This window comes from Nocardia panacis (assembly GCF_003598715.1).
GTDB classification, from domain to species: Bacteria; Actinomycetota; Actinomycetes; order Mycobacteriales; family Mycobacteriaceae; genus Nocardia; species Nocardia panacis.
On the sequence record NZ_QZFU01000036.1, the window covers coordinates 346,113 to 367,334 of the forward strand.

The following is a 21,222-nucleotide window of genomic DNA, read 5'->3' on the forward strand; positions in this document are numbered from 1 at the left end:
CGTGGCCTCCTAGGTGACGAAGAGAATGGCGGAATCGGTTCCGGCCGGGGTGAATTCATCGAGTCGCAGGCGCAGCGTGTCCGTGCGCTGCGGCTGGAACAGGTCGTGGAAGACGCCCATTTCCGAGTCGTCATCCGCGCCGCGAACAATCTCGTCGGGGCACCAGGCGGCGAGCTGGGCGTATCCGGGTGTGCCGTAGCGGATCCGGGTGAATCGCGGCACGACTCGGATCGGATCACCGGAGTGGGCGGGCTCGCAGTGGAATTGCGCGGGGGTGCGCGAACCCGGTGGGAGCCAGCAGAATCGGAAGCAGCCCTGCTGGCGCCGCGCCACGCACACTTCGCCGGTGAGGATCGAATTCTCGAACAGTTCCGCCGCATGCACGCGCACCGCGCCGAAGACGGTGCAGCGGCGCGCGCTCACGGTGGCGAAGGCGAATCCGTCGTCGTCGGCCACGATCGCGGCCAGGCAGTCGTCGGTGGCATCGATAATGCTGTCGGACAACCAGATTCGATTCGGCTCCCGATGGGTCTCGTCCGCCTCCACGATGATGGTGCCGAGGATGCTGCGGTCGACCTGCAGGCACGCGGTGGTGCGCAGCAGTTCCAGGCTCGGCTCCTCCTCGTGTTCGGGACAGCACTTGTCATCCAGCGACCACCCTGGAACCAGTGTGCAGTGGCGGATACCCACCACACCGATCCGACCCTCCATGCGCACACTGCGACCCGTGATCAGCAACCCATCCAATGTGACGACGGCGGGCGGCGCATCGGTCGGCGGACCGTCGGGTCCGATGAGCCGTAGTGCGTCGGGACGGTTGCTGTACCAGTCGAGCAACCGGAGCACCGGCCGCTTCCGCTGCGCCGCGCGCAGGGTGAGCCGGTCGCCGTCTTCGAGCTTGATCTCCAATTGCTCCTGATAGGCGCCGCTGTCGACCAGCTCGATGACGGCCTCGCGCCGCTCGGGATCCGCCGACTTGTCGATATTCCACTGTCGAAGCGCCGCGTTGATCAGCGTGAACTGTCCGCCCGTGCCCACGGTGTACACGGTGGCGGCGGGTTTCAGCGGCCGGTGGTACTCCCCACCGCCGAGGTCGTCGGAGAACCCGTAGTGGTAGTCGACCCACACTCCGGTGTCGGGGGCGTACCCGGCGGGAAAGGCGATGCGCCCCAATACCGGATCGACGGCGACCTGCCCCGGCTTGGGCCGATAGACCCAGTCCGTCAGATCCGCGGCCACGATCCGCTCGAGCGGCACCGCGATCGGCGGGTCGCCCTCCTTCGGCGCGGCGGTGTAGAGGCACAGGCTCTTGCCCGGACCGTAGTAGTCGGCGGTCCGCTCCCGGAAGGCAAGCCGTCGGATGAAGGCGGGCACATCCCTCTCCTCGGCGATATGCGCGGGTTCGGGTTCGCGGTCCGGCGCGGTGATGAGCGGCGCGTCATTGCCGAGGATGCTGAAGGTGAAATGGGCGCGCGCCCGGTCGTGGCAGGAGAAGGCGGGCGCGCCGGTCACCGAATACGGTCGCAGCCGCCAGACGAACAGCCCGAGTTCGGGAATGTTGTAGCGGCCCTGTCCCCGCGGCGAATTGATCCGCCGCACATCGACGGTGTGCGCGAGCGCGTCGAACGGCCCGTCCACCCGGTCGAGCACATCCACCTCGCGCAGATCGGCGAGCCGCCCGCGATGGAGCCGTCGGGCATCGGCACGTGGATCGCGGCCCCACAGTCGGATCGCCTGGGTGAGGCCGAGCAGTCGGCGGAATTCCACCGCCCGCGCGGGCCACGCGGCTGCGTCGGCGGCGAGATCCTCCAGCACCGCGAGGGTGCCTTTACGCCTGCGATTGCGCACCGTGTGGCCGACATCGCGCCGGGCGGCCAAGGCGGCCAGCAGCTTTCGCGCCTCCTCGGTGCCCGCCGCCAGCGCCTCGGCCGAGGCGGGCGCGGCGTGGAAACCCACCAGATCCCCGAGGTAGGGCAGCACCCAGTCCTGGCAGGTCTCCACGAACCAGTCCTCGGCGAGCCGTTCGATATCGGCCTCGATCAGGTCGGCCTGCTCGGTGATCACCCCGAGCAGGGCGCGCAGCGGTCCGCCCAGGTCGTCGTCGCGGGACTGGTAGACCCTTGGCATGAGTTCGAAGAGCCGGTCCGTGGTCACGGGATCCTCCGCAGGGTCAGGGCCTCGGGCACGTCGGCCGGGAGTACGACGAGTCGGGCGGGGCGGATGCCGCGGAAAATCGTGAGCCGGGTGCCGCTGCCCGGATCGGCAACCGTCAGCGCGGGATTGAGCGCGGCCAGTTCGGCGAGGGTGAGTCCGGCCCGCTGCGCGAATTCGGTGAGCGTCTCACCCGAGCCGAGGCGACGGGAGACGGTGTCGTAGTGGGCCGGTCCGGCGGCGATACGCCGCTGCGCGCCTTTGAGTTTCGTCGCCAGGGTGACCAACTCCAGTGCGGTCGTGGTGCCGGGAACCCCGTGGAAGACCTCTACCTCCACATAGTCGACACCCGGCACGCCCTGTATGACCGCGATGGCCCGACTCAGGTAGGCGGGCGAGCCGAGCTCCGCTCGGGCGAAAGAGAATTCGTCCAGCAGCGCGGCCCGCACGGCGGGTTCCACCAGATCCCACGAATAGTCGGGCAGCACCGCCAGACCCGCCCGCAGAATCAGCAGCACCGACTCCCGCACCGCGATGCGGACCGGAACCCCGAGATCCCCGAAGTCGCGCAGCGATTCGGCCAATTTGACCAGCAGTTCGGCCGAGGCGTTCACCGGCGCGTCGCCGATGGTCGCGACCGTCACGTGCACCACCTCGCGCTCGCCGTCGAACAGTTTGCGCGCCGAGGCTTTGGCGAATCCGGCGCGGGCGCGGGTGAAATCCTCGTAGTCGCGCACCGAGACGAGCCGATCGAGCGCGAGCATGCGCAGCGGCATCGTGGCGCGCATGTCGGCCGGGCCGTCGCCGTCGGTGCCGCCGGTCGCGGGCACCGGGTTGGTCACCGCGTTGACACCGAGCGGGCGGGCGGCGAGCTGTTTGATCTGATCGGCGTCGACATCACCCGAACTACCCGCCCCGACACGGAATTTCGCGGTGACATTGTCGACGCCGGTCTGCGGGCGCGCACCGTGCGTGCCGTCGCCGAAGCGCACCCGCACGGTGTGGTCGGCGGCGATATCGGTGGCGTACACATGATCGGTCGGGCCGTTGACGATGAGCGATTCCGTTGGGTGCCAACGCACTCCGGAGACCGCGACGGCAAGCGCCGGATCGTAGCCCGCCGGATTGTCGGCGGGTAGCGCGGTGAGCGGTGTCGCGGCGGCGATCTGCCGGATCGGGAAGCTCTGGCCCGCCGCGGTCGCATCGCCCGCGCCCAGCACCTCCTGACGGCTCTCCCCTTGATCGGCTTCCACGACATTGCCGTAGACGGTGACGGTTTCGCGCTTGTAGGTGTAGGCGAGATCCCCGCTCAACTCCAGGAAGGTCTGCAATGCCGCGCCGGGCTTGTTCGGATCCACCCGCTGGCGGATACCCGCGAGCATGGTGACTTCGGCGGCCTTCACCCCGGCGGTATGCGGCACATCGGTGCGCTCACCCGCCACGATCAGCAGGCGACCGGGCTGCAAACCGGAATAGACCTGCGCCAGTTCGATTTCCCGGCCCTTGATGTCCTCGATGATGGGATCGCCCAGGGGCGTGAGGTTCTCGCCCTGCGCCCAAATCGCCGACCCCACGGCGGGCGCGGAATTCCCGGCGCCCCAGGGATCGGTGCCGGCCACGGTCAGCACGGTGGCGGGGACCGAGGTGGGCAGCGCCGCCTTCGAGGTGGTCACGACGATCGGGCGCTTGTCCTGCCGCACCGCATCGATCAGGAACCCGGCCGTGTGCAGCGCTCCGGCGGAATCCTGCACCGTCGCGATCATCCAGGTGCCGGGCAGGATCTGGTCGTAGACCGCGTCCAACCACACCTCGCCGACGGGCGCCGTGCTGCTCGGGGCCGCGACCACCGCGGCCTTGGTGCGCAGCACTTGCAGCCCGGACAGCGGCGGCGGTGCCGTGAGTTGCTGATTGGCCCAGGCGCGGTGCAGATTCGGCGCGAGCCGCGGATCGGCCGCGATGAGCAGTTTCGGATGCACATCGGAGTTCGCGCGGAACTGCTCGGCCACCGGAGCGGCGATATCGCGCGCCTTGCGCGGCGGGATCGAGGGATCGCGCCGCAGCGCGGGCAGTACCGTGTCGAGCGCGGCGAGGGCCGCACCGTCGTCACAGTCCGCCGGATCGGTGCGCGATCGTCTCGCACTCGACTCCCCGCCGCCGCACGGCGGGCACAGCAGGTCGTGGGCGGCGCCCATGAGGCGGCCGATCTCCGGTGCACGGGTCCTGTCGCGGGCGCGCAGCAGGTCGGCGACTTTCTGCCCCGCCACCACGGCGTCGTGCACCGGGCCGGTGTACCACTCGACAACGGCACACGACTCGTGCGCCGCCGCGAGCTCACCGGTCTCCGCCAGCCGCTCCAACAGGTAGAGCGGGAGATCGGTGTTTCCGGGCTTGTGCAGTGCCGTCTGCAACGGTTGCAGATAGGTCGTGTCCGCGTCCTGCGCCGACTGGGCCTTCGGTGCGGTCGCACGCGCGGTATCCACCTTCGTGCTCAGATCGGCGATCGCGGCGGCCAATGCGTCGTCGGGCGCGATGAGCGTGACGATGGTGCGGTCGGCGGGGAAGTCCGGATCCGCGCGCTGCACCAGCCGCACGGCGGTATTGGTGACCTGGCCGCCGAACAGGAACAGCAGGCGGTCACCGGTTTTCAACCCGGCGGCGGTCCCGGCGACGAGTACGGTCGGCTTGGTGCGCACATCGCCGGGATCGGTCGTCGGCAGATGACTCGGTTCGTAGTAGGTGATGCGCACCGGCGCGGTGCGCGCGGGCGCCAGGGTGTTCCAGTCGGCGCGGGCCGGTAGCTCGTCCATGGTCTCGAAGGTCTGCGGCAACTCGTTCTGCTTGGCGACGCTGCGCGCACCCGACCCGATCGGAATCAGCGTGGCCGCACCGGGATCCAGGGTGTAGGCCAGGAAGGTGCTCGCGCCGAGGGCCGGTCGCGGGGTGTAGCCGACGAGATTGCCGAGTTCGGTCAGCGAGTAGGTCTCGGTGGCGGTGCGCAGGTAACCCTCATTGGCGATGCGCTCCTGGTAGAAGGTGAGCACATCGCCCAGCACCGCGAACGCGTCGAGCAAAGCGATCCCCGGATCGTCCGGATCGCGGGTCGTCAAGCGCGCCAACGCGTCCCGACTCGCCAACCTGGCCTGCATGGTCTCGCGGAAGCTGCCGTAGGCGCCGACGCGATAGGTCAGCGCGGGCAATCCCGGCCGGTTGAAGACCTCGACCGGCGTGCGGGGGCGAACCCCCGCGCAGCAACCGCATTCGCATCCGCAGCTCATCGCCCACCTACCAGGTGCAGTCGCAGCCGACCGTGTTCCGGCCGCGTCGGATCGTTGTCGAGCCGGGCCACCTCCAACGGCCCGATGGGTAGCACACCGGTCCGCAGCGCATTGCCCAGCGGTCCGAAAAGCCGCTCCAGCGTGGTGACTTCGGCGCTGCGCACACCGGGCAGCGCCACCACCGCGGCGATGATCCGGCTGACGCGCACCGGATCGCCGAAACTCAGTCGGGCCGGGTCGAACAGTCCGCCGGTTCGCGCGCCGAGCGCCCGCAGCACCGCCGCGCGCACGTGTCCGGTCAGGTAGTCCGGTGAAACCTCCACGCACAGCGCCAGATCCAGCGGCACCGTTAGCGCGGTGGACACCGCCAGGTCGTGGCCGATGCGCCGATACCGGTGCAGGACACCCCTGACCTCGTCCAGCAGCCAGGACGGCGCATCCTCACCGCCGAAGGGCAGGATCGCGACCTGCGCCTCGTACCAGCTTCCCGTCCACGCCAGATCCGCGGCGGCGGCCCGCACACCGGGCGCCCGCGCGGCGGCGGCCGCGTAGTCGGCGGCCGTGATGGCCCGCAGTTGCCGCAGCCGCGCCTCGTGCGGAGCCTGCTCGCGCACATCCGACACCGACTCGGGATCGATGCCACCCGAGGCCGCAAGGGGATTGCGCACCCGGATGATCGCCAAACCCTTGGCTTCGGTGAGCAGTCGATTGATCGTCTCGGCCCCGACATTCCCGGCACGACCGTTGCCGATGCGGTAGGTGATGGTCGGCCGATCGAGCGAATCGAAAGCCGCCCCATTGCGACCATCGCCGAAACGCAGTGTCAGGTAACCGTCGTCATCGGATTCGCCGACGAAGTCGCGATCATCCGGACCGCTGTCGAGCAGGTCGCGGCGCGGCCGCCAGCTCGCGCCGAACCCGTCGACCACGGTGACGGCGGGCAGTGCCGCGCGCGGATCCGTCGACAGGGCCGCCGCGGCGGGTCCGTGGAAGGCCGGATTCGCGGGATCGAGACCCGTGCCCTCCGCCGCACCCCACTGTTGCGTGATCTCCCAGCCTTCGACCGCGGCGACCAGCTCCCGACCGCCCAGCGCGCGCCGCACCAGTCGAGCCAGCCGCCCGAGTTTGGCGGCGAGCAGGTCATCGAAGCGGGCGAGCAGCAGTTTCAGCGCCGCCTCCGGCTTGTCCTTCAGAAGGACTCTGCGCAGAGTCGCCGGACCGAAAACCGCGGTGAGATAGGCGATATCGGCGTCGTCGAGTCGGGTGTGCGCGGCCTTGTCGCGCAACGAGCGCAGCTGGGCGCGCGCGCGATCGGGCAGCCCTTCCAGCCTGCGGGCCTGTGCCGCCGCCACCACCGCGGGCTGCGGATAGGCGGCGGTCATCGTGACAGGCCACGACTGCAGGCGCGGCCGAAACCGGTGCGGCAGCGGCGGATAGTGCGGGCGATACGCCGGTTTCGCCACATCTTGGCACCCGAAGCAGACCGGGGCCGGACAGCCCGGCTCCTGCGGATCGGGCTGCGGCACCTCCGGGTACTCCGGATCGCCGAAGTCGCCGTGTTCGACCAGCACCACATTGCCCCTGGCCGCGCCGACCACCAGATCGGCGCATTGCGATCCGCCAACGCTGTTGACGCACAAGGGGAATCGCAACGCGTCCGCCCGCGACCAAGTCACCTCCAGCAACCGCACTCCGTAGAGGTCGTCGCCGGTCTCGGTGACCGAAATCAGTCGAACCGCCTGCCGGTGCGTGTGATCGGCATCGGCGGGCAGACCGGTCTTCGGGCCGAGCAGTTCCTCGAAGACGAGTATGTCACCGGGGGCCAGGTGCAGGATGCGCTCGGATTCACCATCGCCGCGACCAGATCCGTCGGGCGCGGCCGACCCCGGCCCGCTGCTCGATGTCGCGGGCCGCGAGTCCACCAGCGTCGCCGAGGTGGCCCCTTCCGGCAGGCAGCAGTCGTGATCGCCCCAAGTCCAGATATCGATCCGATTGTGCGCCCGGTGCAGAACGAGATCCCGTGTCTCGAGCGGCACAAACCGCTCCGTCCCCGCTCCGAAGCGAATATCCTCCGGCGCGAGTCGCACATCCGCCGAGACCTCGACGCACACCCACGCCCGCGCCGCACACCCGTCGTGCATGGCGTAGTCGACCAACCGGGCATGCCGCCGCACCGAGGTGCGCAGCCGAGCGGTATCCAGATAGGCCTCGGTCGCGGCCGCATCCTGCCGATAGGACAACCGATCACCCTCGTAGGCGAGCAGTTCCACCAGCGCGATGCCGATATCGGCGATGTGCCGCTCGGTCCACTCCGGGACGGTGATACTCATCCGCTCCAGCAGCAACTGCCGGAAGCTCTCGAAATCCTTGGCCTGATAGTCGATTTCGACTACCGGATCGGTCGGGTCCGGACAGTCGCAGACCGGTGCGCAGTCCAAATCGTCGCAGCCGGTGACGAATCGGAATTCCGCACTCGTATAGCGCGGGTCGAATCCGGCGACGCCGAGGATCCGCAGCCGATAGGTCGAGACATCGCCGACATCGCTCACCCGCAACCGGACGCTGCCCTCCAACTCCGGATCGTCGCCGTAGACGGGTTCGACGCCCAGAACCTTGATCCCCGTGACCTTCACCCCACCGTCGACACGAAAGTTCCGCGGCCCGAGGTCTTGCGGCGTCTCCCCGAAGAACAGCACGGTCAACACATGCCGATCCGCCCCGACATCCACCGAATCGATGCCGTTGCGCCCGTGCGCGCGGACCACCGCGCGGCGACGCTCGTCGGTGCAGGTCATATCACCCTCCCCTCGAGGCGATCGGTGCGCCGCTGCCCGGTGGCGAGCAGGGTGTAGTCGATATCGATGCGCAGCGTGGCCTCCTGTGCCGTGACGTCCATCCGCGCTACGGCGATGACATCGCCGAGCCAGCGCAATAGCGCGCCTTCGGCCGAAACCTGGAGCGCCGCCGCCACTTCCGGACTATTGGGTTCGAAGACCAGGTCCAGCAGTCCACAGCCGAAGTCGGGTCGGTCCACGCGTTCGCCGGGCCGGGTGAACAGCAACTGCTCGATCATCTGCCGCACATGGTCGGGATAGTTCGCGGCGGCGGTCCGGCCGCGCGCGTCGATGGCGAAAGGAAAGGCGATATCCACGGCCCTCACGTCCCCACTACTCGCACTTGAACGAACGACAATTGCGGCGGCCCCGGTGTGAGCGACCCGAGGCAGATGCCATTGCCAGGTCCCGGCGGCGGGGTCGACTGGAGCAGCACCGGCGCGCCGCCGAACAGCGGGGTGCCGAGATTCGACCACTGCACCATGGTGCACGGCGGGGCCGACCCGGTCAGCCCGCAGCCGATCACCACGAGTTGGTCCACGGCCGTCGCCACGGGACTCACCCCGATCACCGCGACGGGCGCACCGCCGGGGACGAAGGTCACCTGACCACCGTGCGGGCACAGCATCTTGGTGCTGTAATCCACCACGAAACCGGGCATCTCGCACCTCCTATCGCTTGATGATCAGGGCCGTGTCATTGATGAACACCGCCACCGGCGTGATCCGGATCGACGCACCGCCGGGGCCGCCGGAAAGCACGATCCCGGTCTCGTCGAGCTTGATCGACGGCCCGCCGGGGGATTTGATCTGCAATTGGATACCGCCGGTCGGTCCGGGCAGATCCGTGATCAGCAGGGTGTTCTGCAATGAGGTGCCCATCACGACCTTCGGCACGCCCGGTGGCACCGCCGAGGCGATCGGGTGGATCTCGTCCAGGTCGTCGGGCCAGAATCCGGTCCACTTGCCGCGATCGATATCGCCGTCCACGAATTGCACGATCACGCCCGTGCCGACCATGGGCACCACCACCATGCCCGGAATCGGGGTGACCGGTTCGCACCAGATGCACGGGTCCTCGCCCAGCACATCCTGCACCTGGACCATCACCCGGTTGCCGCCGGTGACATCCACATTGCCCACCACGACACCGTGGTAGACACCATTGAATTTCTTGGCATCGGTTGTCATGGCAGCACCTTCGGGAAAAGCGGACCGAATCCGTCGCGGGTCAGGGAGAAGCTCTGCTTGTATTCGCCGCGTTTTATGTCGTGGGTGACGCTTTTGACGTAGTAGAGGCCGTCGTAGTTGAGTCCCGCCCCGCGCACACCGACCAGGCTGCGCGATTTCAACACTTGCCCGTAGCGCAGCACATCGAGTTTGCCCTGCGCGGTCACCGCGTCGGCGGCCTGCGTGGTCTTGCTCAATCCGCGCAGCGCGATATCCATCAGCGGCCGACCGTCGATATCGGGCAGCGGCTGCTCCCGCAGCGCCACCGCGGGTCGCGGGGCCAGCGGCGGGCGCAGCAGCGAGATATCCGGAACCGGCACGGAGATACCGATTTTCGTATTCGGCTCGGTGAAATGCATGGTGTACTGGGTGCGGGACAGGCCGTCGAAGCCGAAGGACAGCGATTCGACATTGGTGGCGGTATCGCTGTTCACCGTCAACGCGGGCTGCACGATTCCGGCCCGCACCTCCGGACCCCAGTACGCGGTGCTCACACCGGGCGCCGGTCCCGGAATGAGGTAGAAGGTGTAGCCCGCCTCCGAGGCCAATGCCTGGACGTACTCCAGGTCGGTGCTCGACTGCACGGGGATGCTCTGCAACGGATTGGGCACACTGATGATCACCGGGGGCACCGCAGCCGGAATCATGCCGTACTGCGCGTATTTCAGCACGATCAGCATGACCCGCACGTTGAACGGCATGGCCGGGAAGCAGGCGTGCTCGTGGCGCAGATCCATCAGCAGGGTCAGATCCTCGCCGGTGACGGTCAGCGTCGACTGGCCCGGCGTCTCGGACGGACTCAGTTCGTGGCGGGTGATCACCCCGTCCATCAGCACGTCGGGCAGTCCGCCGAGCAGACCGGTCAGCACCACCCGCGCGGGCGGGTCGAGCAGACCGGTCGGCAGCAGGGTGCTGGTGATGATCGAGTTCTTGCTCACCGCGAAGGTCAACTGGAAACCGCTGCGCGTGCCCGCGCCGGAGGTGACCTGGATCGTTTGCAGCGCGTCGATCAGCGGGCGGGGCGCGGGCACCGCGACGACCCCACCGATCATGAGATTGATCTGCAGGCTCTTACCCATTGGCCGCTCCCGGTGTGATCAGCCCCGCGGCCGGGATCGCGGCGGGCAGGGTGATGCGCAGGACCCGACCGGGCACGGCGGTCAACTCGTCGGGATCGACGACGCGATTGCCGTCGGCGAGCCGCCACCACTGTTCGGCGTCGCCGAAGACGGCGAATGCCACCACATCCGGGCGCTGGGCCGGGCGCACCAGGTAGGTCCCGGTCTGCGCCAGATCTTCCGGATGCGGGAGGATGCGGCGGCGCACGTAGGTGAGCACGCGTCCATCGGGTGTGCGCAGCACGGCGGTCGGGATCCCGTAGAAGCGACTGGTCACGGCGAACATCGGCGCACCACCTTCAAATCGAGGACACGCCGAGCGTGCCGAGTCCGGAATCGACGGGAGCGGCCATGCGCTCCTTCTGCCCCTGGTAGGCCAGGTAGAGCAGCCCACCCTTGTGCGTGTAACCCAGGTCGTCCACGGTCAGGACCCGAACTCCGATACTCGCCTTCGCGCGCACGGGGGCCAGCGCCTGATCGAATTCCTCCTCGGTAACACTGAAATCGGTGATCCGCACCGGCAGCACCCGGCGCGGGCCGAGCACCAGCACCGTCAGCGGCGATTCCACCGGCGCGATCTCCAAGGTGCCCTTGGTGGCGAGGTCGTACTCCTCCCACAGTTGCGGCACGCTCGGATACATACTCACCTCGATCGCCGACAGCACCGGATACAGGCCGTCGGCGGGCAGATCGGCGCCGTCGGCCAGGTCGGAGGCGTCGAATTCCGCGTCGAATTTGTAGGTTTCGTGCGGCGGACCCTTCAGGCGCAGCACCTCGAGTCTGTCGCCGGGCTCGTTGCCGATGCCCTGCGGCTGAAGGGTGCGCGTGAGTGTATCCGGGTTGTATTGGAACGGAATGGTCTTCTGCGGTCGTCCGGTATCCGGATCGACCATGACGAAACCGCCGCGCAGCGGCTTGGCTCGCCTCGGGAATGTGCTCATCGGAGTTCTCCCTCCCCGGTTCGGCGCAGCGCCGAATACACCGAATGCGCTATGGCACGGCCCAATTCGCCCGATTTCGGTGCGGGCATGACGACGGTGACGCGGGTGCGCGCGGCGCGCCGCCACCCGCCGGGCGAATCGGAGAGCAGGCGGGCCAGTTCGACGCGAATGGCGGCGGCGAGGTCCGTCGGACGAACCGCGGTGTCCGTCAGGATGATTCGGTCGATGCGCAACTCGATGGTCATGGCGCGCCCACCTCGTCGACGGCGAAATCGCGGTCGCGGACCGGCAGTTCGAGCTTCTCGAATTCGGAGCGGGCGGCGGCCAAGGCGTGGCGCATGCCGATCCGCGCGCCATCGGCGGCGGCCAGGAAGGCGGCATTGACCGCGATATTGCGGGCCATGCCGCCGCTGACCGACATGGCCGCCAACCGCTCGAAATCCAGGTCCTCGGTCGGCGCCGCCGCCGGAAACGACTTCCGCCAGATGGTCTTTCGCTCGGCCGGACTCGGGAACGGGAATTCCACGATGAACCTCAGCCTGCGTAGAAAGGCCGGATCGAGGGCGCTGCGCAGGTTGGTGGCCAGGATGGCCAGCCCGCGATAGGTCTCCATGCGCTGCAGCAGATAGTTGATCTCGATATTGGCGTAGCGGTCGTGGGCGTCCTTGACCTGACTGCGGGTGCCGTAGAGCGAATCGGCCTCGTCGAAGAACAGGATGCAGCCCCCGCCCTCGGCCGCGTCGAACAGTCGGCGCAGATTCTTCTCGGTCTCACCGATGTACTTGCTCACCACGGCCGACAGATCGATCCGATACAGGTCCAGCTTCAATTGCGCGGCAAGCACTTCGGCGGCCATGGTCTTGCCGGTGCCGCTCGGCCCCGCGAACAGGACGCTGACGCCGAGGCCGCGACTGATCCGCGCGCCGAAACCCCACTGTTCGTAGACCATGGTCCGGTGCTCGACCTGGTCGGCCACCTGGTGCAGCAGACGCAGCACCGGGTCGGGCAGCACGATATCGTCCCAGTCGATTCTCGGCTCCAGGCGCTGCGCCAGTGCGTCCATCCGCGGCCGGGTGCGTCCCCGGCAGGCGGGCCACGCGGCCTCGGCCCGACCGCCCGCCATCTCGGCGACCGCGCGAATCTCGGCCTCCTCCACCGCGAATTGCGCCGCCAGCGCATCGATCGCGACCGGATCCGCGGTGGGAAGCAGCGATTCGCGCCACACCCGCGCCCGCTCGGCGGGCGTCGGCGCGGCCGCGTCGAGCACCACCGAGGGGCGACCCAGATCCGACCAGCTCTCCCGCGTCGCGAGCACGCAGCGCCCGGCGAGCCGGGACAGGAACCGGCCCAGCGACGGAGGTTCCGGACCGGTCTCGTCCACCGCCTCGGCATCCACGTACAGCGCCAGCGGCAGCAGCGCCGACTCCCGGTCCCACAGTCGCGCCAGACCATCCAGATCGACCGCGCTCTGCGGCAGCATGGCCGCGGGCAATTGATAGGCGGCCAGCCCGCATTCGGCGGCGGCACAGGCGGCGATGGCGCGCTTGGCGGCCGGATCCGGCCCCGCCAGTTGCAGCACCGGCGCGACCTCGCAGCGCCAGTGCTCGGCCCCGGTCTCGACCACTCGCCACTGCGAGGGCGGCAGCGTTCCCGAAGGCGGATCGAGGTGGGTGAGCAGGGGTGTCAGCCGGTCGTCGAGGTGGTTGAGTCCCTTGAGGTAGTTGACGATCCGCTCGTCGGCCGCCAACCCGGCCCCGATGACACCGTCGCCTGCCCACCGCGTCAGCTCCACCAATCGCCAATACCGCAGTCCCGCATGCGGTGAGACCACCTCCCACGCCGGATCCGGGAGCACCGCGAGCGCCAATCCGAATGTCGGGCACCGCCGCTGGGCATCGCCGTTGATCCGGGCGCACAGCGCCCCGGCCACCGGATCCAACTCGACCGCGGCGCACAGCAGCAGGGTGTCGCGCTCGAACCGCGACAGACCGAGGCGCTGCGCCAACCGCACCAGTGCGGGCTCCGGCGAAACAGACTCGGCCGCGGCGATTTCCGCGGCAGCCGCAGTGATCTCCTTGTCACTCACCGCGCCGGAACCACGCGGACTGCCGCTGAACGAGACGTCATCGAGCGGCACACCATCCGCACGGGTGGTGTTGCCCGCATCGGCGACCCGCGCCGCGCTCCCCCGCCACCAACTCCGTGGTGCATCGACACTCGGCCGCTCCCCCGCATCCTCGTTTCGGGCCTGCGGCGCAGTCTGGTGCGCATGCTCGGCCAGATGCCGCTGCAGCAGCAACCGAATCCAGCTCAGGGAGGCCGACAGGAACCGGGCATTGGCCGATTCCCATTCCGAGGGTGCGAGCGGCGTGGTCATCAGGTCACCGTCAGGGTTTGCGTAGGGTCGAAGCGCGGCTTGGGTTGCGACCGGTCGACCAGGCGGCTGTCGACGCCGCCGACGCGCAGGCGCAGCAGGTGGCGACCGGGCGCGGCGGCCGCGATGACGAAGGTCAAAGCCGTTCCGGTGACCGGGGTCGCGGTGTCGGTGCGCTTCTCGGCGACCGAGCGACCATCGGCGATCAGGACGACGGGCTGGCCCGCGAGCACCGGTGGGTCGCAGGTGAGGTGCACCGTCGCGGCGCCTGCCGGATCGCGCGCCACCGTCATCGGCATGCCGCTGGTGACGCGCGGGGCGACACTCAGCGGCACGCCATTGGTGCTGGTCGAGACCTCTTCCCCGGCAACGGTATCGGTGAGGATCAGGGCCACCGACCACAGTCCGGCGGGCACACCCGCGGCGGGAAGGGTGAAGCGCACGCTGTCGGCGGCGACACCAGAGGCCGGGATGACGAGCGGCGCGGCCAGCAGCGGATGGGTCAACTCGACCCGTGCCGAGGACGCGCCCAGCTTCGCACCGTGCAGCAGCACGGCCTCACCGGGGTGCGCGGAGGCTTGATTGTTCTGCGGGGCAGCGCTTTGCAGCTCCGGGAACGGCGAGGCGATATCGCCCTGCGCCACCGGCCCCTGATCGGCCGCGCCGCGCTTGAGCACCGGCACCGGAGCGCGTCGGGGCCGTCTGCTGTCGATGAGCACCGCCCGCACCTCGAAGGCCGCCGAAAGCCGGTACGGCGCTTGAAATGCCGACCACAGCGAGTAGATGTCGCTCTCGCCCAAGGGCTGCCAGGTGATTCGTATCCGATCCAGTTGGGCAGCGACATTGCTGAACGGGCCGGAATCGGTGAGCCGCGCCGAGGTCAACAGGGTCTGCTCGTGAATGGCGCGCACCGCCAGGCCGAGAACCCGGTGCGCGTCGGTATCCCTACCGCCCTGAATGTAGGGCGTGATCAGGTAGTGCAGCACCAGCGGCAGCGCCGGATCGCCCGACTCACCCGGCAACAGGTCCAGCGGATCCGCGTTGCGCAGCGCCGCGTCCACCTCGGTCCGATACAGGAACAGATTGCATTGCAGCGGTTCGATCTCGGTGCGCACCTCGTGCGGCGGCTGGGCGATCACCTTGACCGCGCCGCCGAAGCCCAGCCCGGAGTCGTTGACCGATTCGCCGATCAGATGCAGCAGTGTCTTGGTCACCGCCTCGATGGCCCGCGCGTCGCTCATCCCCGCCCCCTCGCGTCCCGCTCGCGCAGGTAGTCCTCCAGGCTGACCTGCGGCCGCTTCGGCGCCTCGGCGCGGCGGGTCGGCTCGGAACCGGAAGCGGCGCTGCGAATCTCGACCCGTCCGATACTGATCCGGACCTCGGGTTCGACGCCCGCGCCGCGCGCGGCTCGCGCCCGCCGCGAAATCGGACCGGGCGGTGTCGGATCCGCCGAGCGCGGCGCAGTGGTCCGCGCGGAGTCGAGGACCGGTGCGTGTTCGACGATGGTCTGCGCGGAGGAGGTGCGTTCCACCAGGGTCCGCGCGAATTCCACTGCCTCGACGACGGATTCGACCGTGTACATGGCAGAACTCACTTCGATCGTGTTCGATTCGGAAGAATTGGTGGTAGTCGGCACGGACACGGCAGAGGCGGAACCCGGCAACCCTGATCGGGCGGGCCGCGGCCTGCCGGGCGCGGATAAACCGGGCAGACCGGATACCGCGAGGTGAACGGCTTGCGACACCGGCGAACCGGACTGCACTCGAAGCGATTCCGCTCGTTGATCCGGCCGCGCCGGATCAACGCCGACCTCGGCCGAATCGTGCCCGGTATCGGTGAACTGCCCCATGGGCAACTCCATGTCCCCGCCACGCGCCGAAAGCGGTTCGAACAGTGTCGGAATCAACGGCCGAATACCCGCGATCCGGCCGCGCCCCAGCAGTCGATCCACGAAATCCGTCATGACGCCACCATTTCCAGATAGCGCCTGCGACGGGCGGGTCCGACGGCCAGCACCTCGGCCTCCGACCATCCGTAGGCCGAGGCCAATACGTGCACCTCCGAGAGCAGCCTGCGCGCGTCGGCATCCATTTCCGCCCACAGGTACCCCCCGATATCGAAGGGCGCCGACCAGGCGAATCCGCAGACGGCACAGTCCAATTCGACCAGCACATCGGCCTGCGGATCGAGCGCGGCGAGCATCTCGACCCCGTCGCCCCCCTCGGGCACGCAGCGGCTCAGCAACTCGCGTCTGGGATCCTCGGCGCGCGCCGCCGCGAGCAGATCCCGCGAGGTGATCGCCCGATATCCCGCCGAATCGACAACGGCGGAAGGTGTTTCGCGTCGGATATCCTCGGGGCGCAACCCCAACTCCAACTCCGCCGCGCATTCGGGACAGTCCACGACGCAGTCGAATCCGGCCCCGAACCACCGCTCCCGCAGCGCCATGACGAACTCGTCGCGCCGCCCGACGGGCAGATCGGCGACGGTGCGCGGGTCCGCGCCACCCGCCACGGCGAGCACCAGCGCCCGCCCGATCGGCGGGCGCGTCACGGCGGATTCCCACAGCGCCAGCAGTTCGGCCTGCGCGCCGTGTCGTGTCCCGCTCATCGGATCACGCCGGATCGGTGAAGGAGACCTCGGGCAGATCGGGCACATCGGCCCGCACCCACCCCTCGTTCTCCAGCCTGATATGTTGAATCGCGACGGCATTGGCATTGGCATCCAGATCCGAGACCGGCTGCCACTCCGAGACCCAGCAGTTGAACACCTGATACGAGAGCACCTTCTGACCGCCCTCGTTGAAGACGTCCACCACCAGATCCTGACGGAAGTCCTTGAGCGAGGTCTCCATACCACCCGCCGAATTGGTGAAACTCCACACCCGGTTGGCCCACTGCTCGAACGCCTTGTCGGTGGTGACGCCCCGCTCGAGCACGATCGGGTCGTATTCGGTGCGCCCCGGCAGCTTGGTGCTGGTCGCCGGATCACCGCCCGCCCGGTGCTTGATCACCTCGGTGGTCCGCTTGAATCCGGTCACCTTGCTGACACCGAGTATGTAGTCGTTGCCGCCACTGAGCTTCACCCGGAATCGGAAATTCTTGAACGGATCGCGCCGTTTCGTCTTGCCCTCGGCCATCTCTGCACGTCCTTCCCTGCGTCAGACCTGGATCTGACCGGCCAACTGCTGAATGTGGATGATCACGAACTCTGCGGGCTTCAGCGGTGCGAAGCCGACCAGGATATTGACGATGCCGCGATCGATATCGTTCTGCGGATTGTTCGTGCTGTCGCATTTCACCAGGTACGCCTGCTGCGGTGTCTGCCCCTGGAAGGCGCCCTGGCGGAACAGGTTGTTCATGAAAGCACCGACATTGAGCCGGATGGACGACCACAGCGGTTCGTCATTGGGTTCGAACACCACCCACTGGGTGCCGCGATACAGGCTCTCCTCGAGGAAGAGCGCGAGCCTGCGCACCGGCAGATATTTCCACTGGTCGGCGAGTCGATCCGCGCCGCGCATGGTGCGCGCGCCCCAGGACACCGGTCCGATCACCGGGAATACGCGAAGGCAGTTGATACCCAAGGGATTCAGGATGCCGTTCTGCGGATCGGTGATCTTCAGCGGTTTGGCGCCGCCGAGGCTGTCGACCCCATTGAGCGAAGCGTCGGTGCCCGCCGGAGCCTTCCACACGCCGCGCGCCACATCGGTGGACGCCCAGATTCCGGCCAGGACCCCGCAGGGCGGGAACGATTCGACCGCGCCCTTGTGCAGCGGATTTCCCATTCGGATATTCGGGAAGTAGATCGCCGCGTTCTTCGTGTTCGGCCCGGTGAGATGGTGGGCCTTGGTCGGATCGGCGGCGTCGTTGACCGTGACCCACGTTTTCGGCGGATCGACGATGAACATGGCGCGCCGATCGACGCACATTTTGAGCGCCTTGTCCTGCACTCCGTTGATATCGCCGGTGACGTCGAGCAGTCCGGGCAGGCAGAGCATATTGAAGATGTCGGTCTGCAACAGTTGGTATATCCCGGTGCTCGCACCGTCGCCCGCGTAGTCGTCGGCGGTGACCGCGGTGGCATCGGTGCCACTGCCCGCGGCGGGCACCGAGAACCAGCCATCGGGTGGATCGCCCGCCTTTGTCGCGTCGCCGAACGGGTCGGTTCCCGGCGGGAGATCCTTGTGCTTATCGGGCCGGGTCGTCACATCCGCAGCTGCCGCGAGCGTGATCAATTGCGACCCGCTCAATAAATTCGGCAGGTAATTCGGGCTGGTCTTGTCGGTGGTGACATTGAGGTAGGTCTCCAGCGTTCCGGTTCCGGAGTCGAAGACACTGAGGTTGTAGAGCTTCGAATCGACGGTGGCGGTGTTGTAGTCGACCCGCACGCACAGGTTCATGCCCCACGCGCCCTTGCTGATCGCCGTCAGCAGCGGAAACCCGCCTGTCGGAGGTGTCCCGGCCGCCGCGGGTTTCAGCTGGATCGTCGCCGCCGTGCTGCCACTGCCCGCCAACCGAACGATCTCGGCCTCGCTGCCGCCGTTCAGATAGAACTGGTACACCGCCTGACTCATCGGACTATTGGCGTTCAGGCCGCCGTAGTTCTGCACATAGTCGTCGAAGCTGGTGATGTGCACCGCCTCGTCCGGCCCGCGCGGAGCCCAGCCGACGAAGGCCGCGATCGAGGTGGGAACCCCGACGATGGTGCGGACCGCGCTGGGCAATTCGTCGATGTATACGCCTGGATAGGTCGGACTCACTGGCATGACCGGTTCTCCTCTGACGGTGCCGTGACGGCGTGGATCGTGTCGACGAGGGTGTCGAATGAGGGCGCGTCGAGCGTGGTGCGCTGCGGCAGCAGCCGCCACAGGGCGCTGCCGCGACCGTCATCGATGATCGCGATGATCGGGAATCCGCCGGTGACGCCGAAGAATTCGGGCCGCTGCTCCAAGAGCGCGTCGCTGTCGAATTGCCAGACCACGACATCGGGGGCCAGACGGCGCAGGCGGTGGGCGAGGTCGCCCGGATCGCCCGCGGTGGCTTCATCGACCACGGGCATGTCGACCACCGTCATATCGGCGCGTCCGCCGACACAGCCGCGGATCAGTCCGCCGAGGATGCCCGAGCATGCGACGAGTGCCACCGTGGTCTCGGTCGTATCGTTCATCAGTCCCTCGCAGCCGACGCCCGCCATGGGCGTCACCGCATCCAGTAACGCGCGCGGCCTCGGCCCGCGACAATGGATCGAACGGGTCCGACTTCCTCTGAACCCGATCCGGACCCGCACCGCGCGAACCGGCCGACCAGTTCGGCGAAACCGCTGGCAGCGGAGATTTCACCGGCATCTCACCGTGGACCAACCGCTCCGGATCCGGCCGCGAATCTGCGAGAATTCGGGAGTATCGGTCGCAAGGGCAGTGCGGAATCGGGCGGAGACGGGAAGCCTGCGCGCACCGGTGTTCTAAGGAGCGCGGATGGTCCACCAATTCCAGCCGCCGGGGGAGGCAGCAGCCGGATTCGGCGCCGACGCGCCGAATCGCACCGCCGATGCCGGGGCATTACGCATTGTGATCGTGTCGCCGATCAGGTTGTATCGCGACGGTTTGGCGGCGGTGCTGCGCGCACTCGACGACGTCGCCGAGGTCAGCACCTGTGAGGAGGCGATCGACGCGGTCGGGGCGGCCCGTCGAATCGCCGCCCAGGTGGTGCTGCTCGATATGTCGGCGGCCGCCGGGGTGTCGGCCGCCAGGGTTTTCACCAGGGAGTTGCCCGGTGTGCACGTGGTGGCGCTGGCCCTGCCCGAGACCGGACAGTCGGTGGTGGCCTGCGCCGAGGCGGGCATTGTCGGCTATGTGTCGCGGGAGGGCACCCTCGATGATCTGATCGCGGCCGTTCGCCACGCCATGGTCGGCGAGATGCGCTGTCCACCCGGCATCACCGGAATCCTGATGCGCCGCATCGGGGCCATGGCCGACGATCGCCTCCCCTACGCCACCAAATTCCGGTTGACCGCGCGGGAGCGCGAGATCGCCGACCAGGTGGCGCTCGGATTGAGCAATCGAGCCATCGCCGACCGGCTCGGGATCGAACTGTGCACGGTCAAGAACCACGTGCACAATATTCTCGACAAACTCGGCGCCGGGCAGCGCGCCGAGATCGCCCGATGTCTGCAGGAGTAGCTCTCACCCGCCGTAGCGGACGCCGGGCGGCCCGTCGAAAAGATTCCACGGCAGCGGCCGATAGTCGTTCTCGCACGGATTGCCCCCGGTGACCAGGAACTCCCCCGTCGTCAAATCGACGATGCTGGAGGCAATGGTCTTGTACCTGGTCATCTCGGCGGCGCGCTCGTCGGGATGGCAGCACACCGAATGCGGGTAGGCACTGTGATCGGACAGGGTGCGCGCGATGATCGCGCGGACATCCCCGGCCCGCGCGGCGGCCAGTCCGCGCTCGATCACCTGCACCCGGAACAGCGAATCGATCGCGCTCAGCTTGCGGGCCGCATCCGGGGTGCCGTAGCGATAGTGGTTGCCGTGCACCAGGACTCCCGCGCGCGGCTCGCCGTGATTGTGGCCGAGCGGGGTGGTCTCCAGATCGATGGTGATGCCGTCGCGGTGGGTGAACAGCAGATTGGCGGCGATCTGCTGGCGGTGGTTGTACGGGACGGCCAGGGCATCGTGCAGGTTGTCGGCGTCGAGGATCATCCGGCGCAGGATGGTCTGCGGTAGGCCCGTCGGCGTGCCGAACGCGCCGTCGAGTGCGCTCGCGTTCAGCGCGATACCGGCGGAATTCGCACCGTGCCTTGCGATTTGCCCCGCCTCCACCGGCATGACGATGGTGGGTTTGGGTGGTTGCACGATGCGCAGCGACACCACGCTCGATGCCGCGCCCGCCCGCCAATCCCAATTCTGTCCGCAGTAGACGTGGCCGTCGGCGGTGGCCTCCGGCACCAGGGCGAACGCACAGCATTCGCCGAAGCCGAAATCGGGGCGGGTCAGGATCTCGGTGCGGGCATTGAGGGCCAGGATCTCGTCCTCGTGCAGATCCGCGCCCTCGGCGATGGCATCCATCTCGATCAGCAATTCCGGTGCGGCGCGAGCGATCACGCGCCGCCAGCCACGGGCGGCGGCCAGAACGTCCGGCCATTGCAGACCCGGCGCGCCCGAAGGATCGCAGGCCGCGAAGACTCCCCGGTAGTAGTCGATCGAAGCGCGAATCTGCTCGCGCGCCGCCTCGCCGTAGGTGAGCCCGCGCTGCCGGGCGCCGCCCTCGATCTCGATCATCAACATTCGACGCCC

19 protein-coding genes are annotated in these 21,222 nt (G+C 68.2%); 1 reads left to right on the forward strand and 18 read right to left on the reverse strand.

Annotated features, from left to right (window positions below; translation table 11 throughout):
* Window positions 1-9: 9 nt before the first annotated feature.
* From D5S18_RS27120 to D5S18_RS27200, 17 genes are read right to left on the reverse strand one after another with little or no spacing between them, the layout of a single operon-like run.
* Window positions 10-2,154: a hypothetical protein gene (locus D5S18_RS27120; protein ID WP_239004024.1), complete on the reverse strand. Its 2,145-nt coding sequence runs from the start codon at window positions 2,152-2,154 to the stop codon at window positions 10-12.
* A complete protein-coding gene (locus tag D5S18_RS27125; RefSeq protein ID WP_120043913.1) occupies window positions 2,151-5,426 on the reverse strand; it encodes a putative baseplate assembly protein in 3,276 nt (1,091 codons plus the stop codon). Before D5S18_RS27125 ends, D5S18_RS27120 begins: the two co-directional genes overlap by 4 nt.
* Entirely contained in the window at window positions 5,423-8,221 is a 2,799-nt protein-coding gene (locus tag D5S18_RS27130; RefSeq protein WP_120043914.1) for a putative baseplate assembly protein, read from the reverse strand. The genes D5S18_RS27125 and D5S18_RS27130 overlap by 4 nt, the downstream gene beginning before the upstream one ends.
* Complete coding sequence (locus tag D5S18_RS27135; RefSeq protein ID WP_120043915.1) at window positions 8,218-8,586, reverse strand: GPW/gp25 family protein; 369 nt, start codon at window positions 8,584-8,586, stop codon at window positions 8,218-8,220. Before D5S18_RS27135 ends, D5S18_RS27130 begins: the two co-directional genes overlap by 4 nt.
* A complete protein-coding gene (locus tag D5S18_RS27140; protein WP_120043916.1) occupies window positions 8,583-8,921 on the reverse strand; it encodes a hypothetical protein in 339 nt (112 codons plus the stop codon). The genes D5S18_RS27135 and D5S18_RS27140 overlap by 4 nt, the downstream gene beginning before the upstream one ends.
* Window positions 8,922-8,931: 10 nt before the next feature.
* The gene (locus tag D5S18_RS27145) at window positions 8,932-9,450 is read right to left on the reverse strand and encodes a phage baseplate assembly protein V (RefSeq protein ID WP_120043917.1); all 519 of its coding nucleotides are present in this window, start codon (window positions 9,448-9,450) and stop codon (window positions 8,932-8,934) included.
* Complete coding sequence (locus D5S18_RS27150; protein ID WP_120043918.1) at window positions 9,447-10,568, reverse strand: hypothetical protein; 1,122 nt, start codon at window positions 10,566-10,568, stop codon at window positions 9,447-9,449. The genes D5S18_RS27145 and D5S18_RS27150 overlap by 4 nt, the downstream gene beginning before the upstream one ends.
* Window positions 10,561-10,893, reverse strand: a complete 333-nt coding sequence (locus D5S18_RS27155; RefSeq protein WP_120043919.1) for a LysM domain-containing protein — start codon at window positions 10,891-10,893, stop codon at window positions 10,561-10,563. Before D5S18_RS27155 ends, D5S18_RS27150 begins: the two co-directional genes overlap by 8 nt.
* Before the next feature lie 13 nt (window positions 10,894-10,906).
* A complete protein-coding gene (locus D5S18_RS27160; RefSeq protein ID WP_120043920.1) occupies window positions 10,907-11,548 on the reverse strand; it encodes a hypothetical protein in 642 nt (213 codons plus the stop codon).
* Window positions 11,545-11,793, reverse strand: coding sequence for a hypothetical protein (locus D5S18_RS27165; RefSeq protein ID WP_120043921.1), 249 nt, complete (start codon window positions 11,791-11,793; stop codon window positions 11,545-11,547). Before D5S18_RS27165 ends, D5S18_RS27160 begins: the two co-directional genes overlap by 4 nt.
* Window positions 11,790-13,925: an ATP-binding protein gene (locus D5S18_RS27170; RefSeq protein ID WP_120043922.1), complete on the reverse strand. Its 2,136-nt coding sequence runs from the start codon at window positions 13,923-13,925 to the stop codon at window positions 11,790-11,792. Before D5S18_RS27170 ends, D5S18_RS27165 begins: the two co-directional genes overlap by 4 nt.
* A complete protein-coding gene (locus D5S18_RS27175; RefSeq protein WP_120043923.1) occupies window positions 13,925-15,163 on the reverse strand; it encodes a Pvc16 family protein in 1,239 nt (412 codons plus the stop codon). The genes D5S18_RS27170 and D5S18_RS27175 overlap by 1 nt, the downstream gene beginning before the upstream one ends.
* A complete protein-coding gene (locus tag D5S18_RS27180) occupies window positions 15,160-15,885 on the reverse strand; it encodes a hypothetical protein (protein WP_120043924.1) in 726 nt (241 codons plus the stop codon). Before D5S18_RS27180 ends, D5S18_RS27175 begins: the two co-directional genes overlap by 4 nt.
* Window positions 15,882-16,532 carry a hypothetical protein gene (locus D5S18_RS27185; protein WP_120043925.1) on the reverse strand — a complete coding sequence of 217 codons (651 nt, stop codon included), beginning with the start codon at window positions 16,530-16,532 and terminating at the stop codon, window positions 15,882-15,884. Before D5S18_RS27185 ends, D5S18_RS27180 begins: the two co-directional genes overlap by 4 nt.
* 4 nt (window positions 16,533-16,536) lie before the next feature.
* Window positions 16,537-17,061 (reverse strand): phage tail protein, encoded by a 525-nt coding sequence (locus D5S18_RS27190; protein WP_120043926.1) that lies wholly within the window; start codon window positions 17,059-17,061, stop codon window positions 16,537-16,539.
* A gap of 21 nt (window positions 17,062-17,082) precedes the next feature.
* Window positions 17,083-18,690 carry a phage tail sheath family protein gene (locus tag D5S18_RS27195; RefSeq protein ID WP_120043927.1) on the reverse strand — a complete coding sequence of 536 codons (1,608 nt, stop codon included), beginning with the start codon at window positions 18,688-18,690 and terminating at the stop codon, window positions 17,083-17,085.
* Window positions 18,681-19,091 carry a hypothetical protein gene (locus tag D5S18_RS27200; RefSeq protein WP_147404200.1) on the reverse strand — a complete coding sequence of 137 codons (411 nt, stop codon included), beginning with the start codon at window positions 19,089-19,091 and terminating at the stop codon, window positions 18,681-18,683. The genes D5S18_RS27195 and D5S18_RS27200 overlap by 10 nt, the downstream gene beginning before the upstream one ends.
* A 307-nt stretch (window positions 19,092-19,398) precedes the next feature.
* Here D5S18_RS27200 and D5S18_RS27205 point away from each other — a divergent pair, with 307 nt between their 5' ends.
* Window positions 19,399-20,103, forward strand: coding sequence for a LuxR C-terminal-related transcriptional regulator (locus tag D5S18_RS27205; protein WP_120043929.1), 705 nt, complete (start codon window positions 19,399-19,401; stop codon window positions 20,101-20,103).
* Window positions 20,104-20,106: 3 nt separating this feature from the next.
* Here D5S18_RS27205 and D5S18_RS27210 read toward each other — a convergent pair whose 3' ends face one another.
* Window positions 20,107-21,207, reverse strand: coding sequence for a C45 family autoproteolytic acyltransferase/hydrolase (locus tag D5S18_RS27210; RefSeq protein ID WP_203236934.1), 1,101 nt, complete (start codon window positions 21,205-21,207; stop codon window positions 20,107-20,109).
* Between the last annotated feature and the right edge of the window lie 15 nt (window positions 21,208-21,222).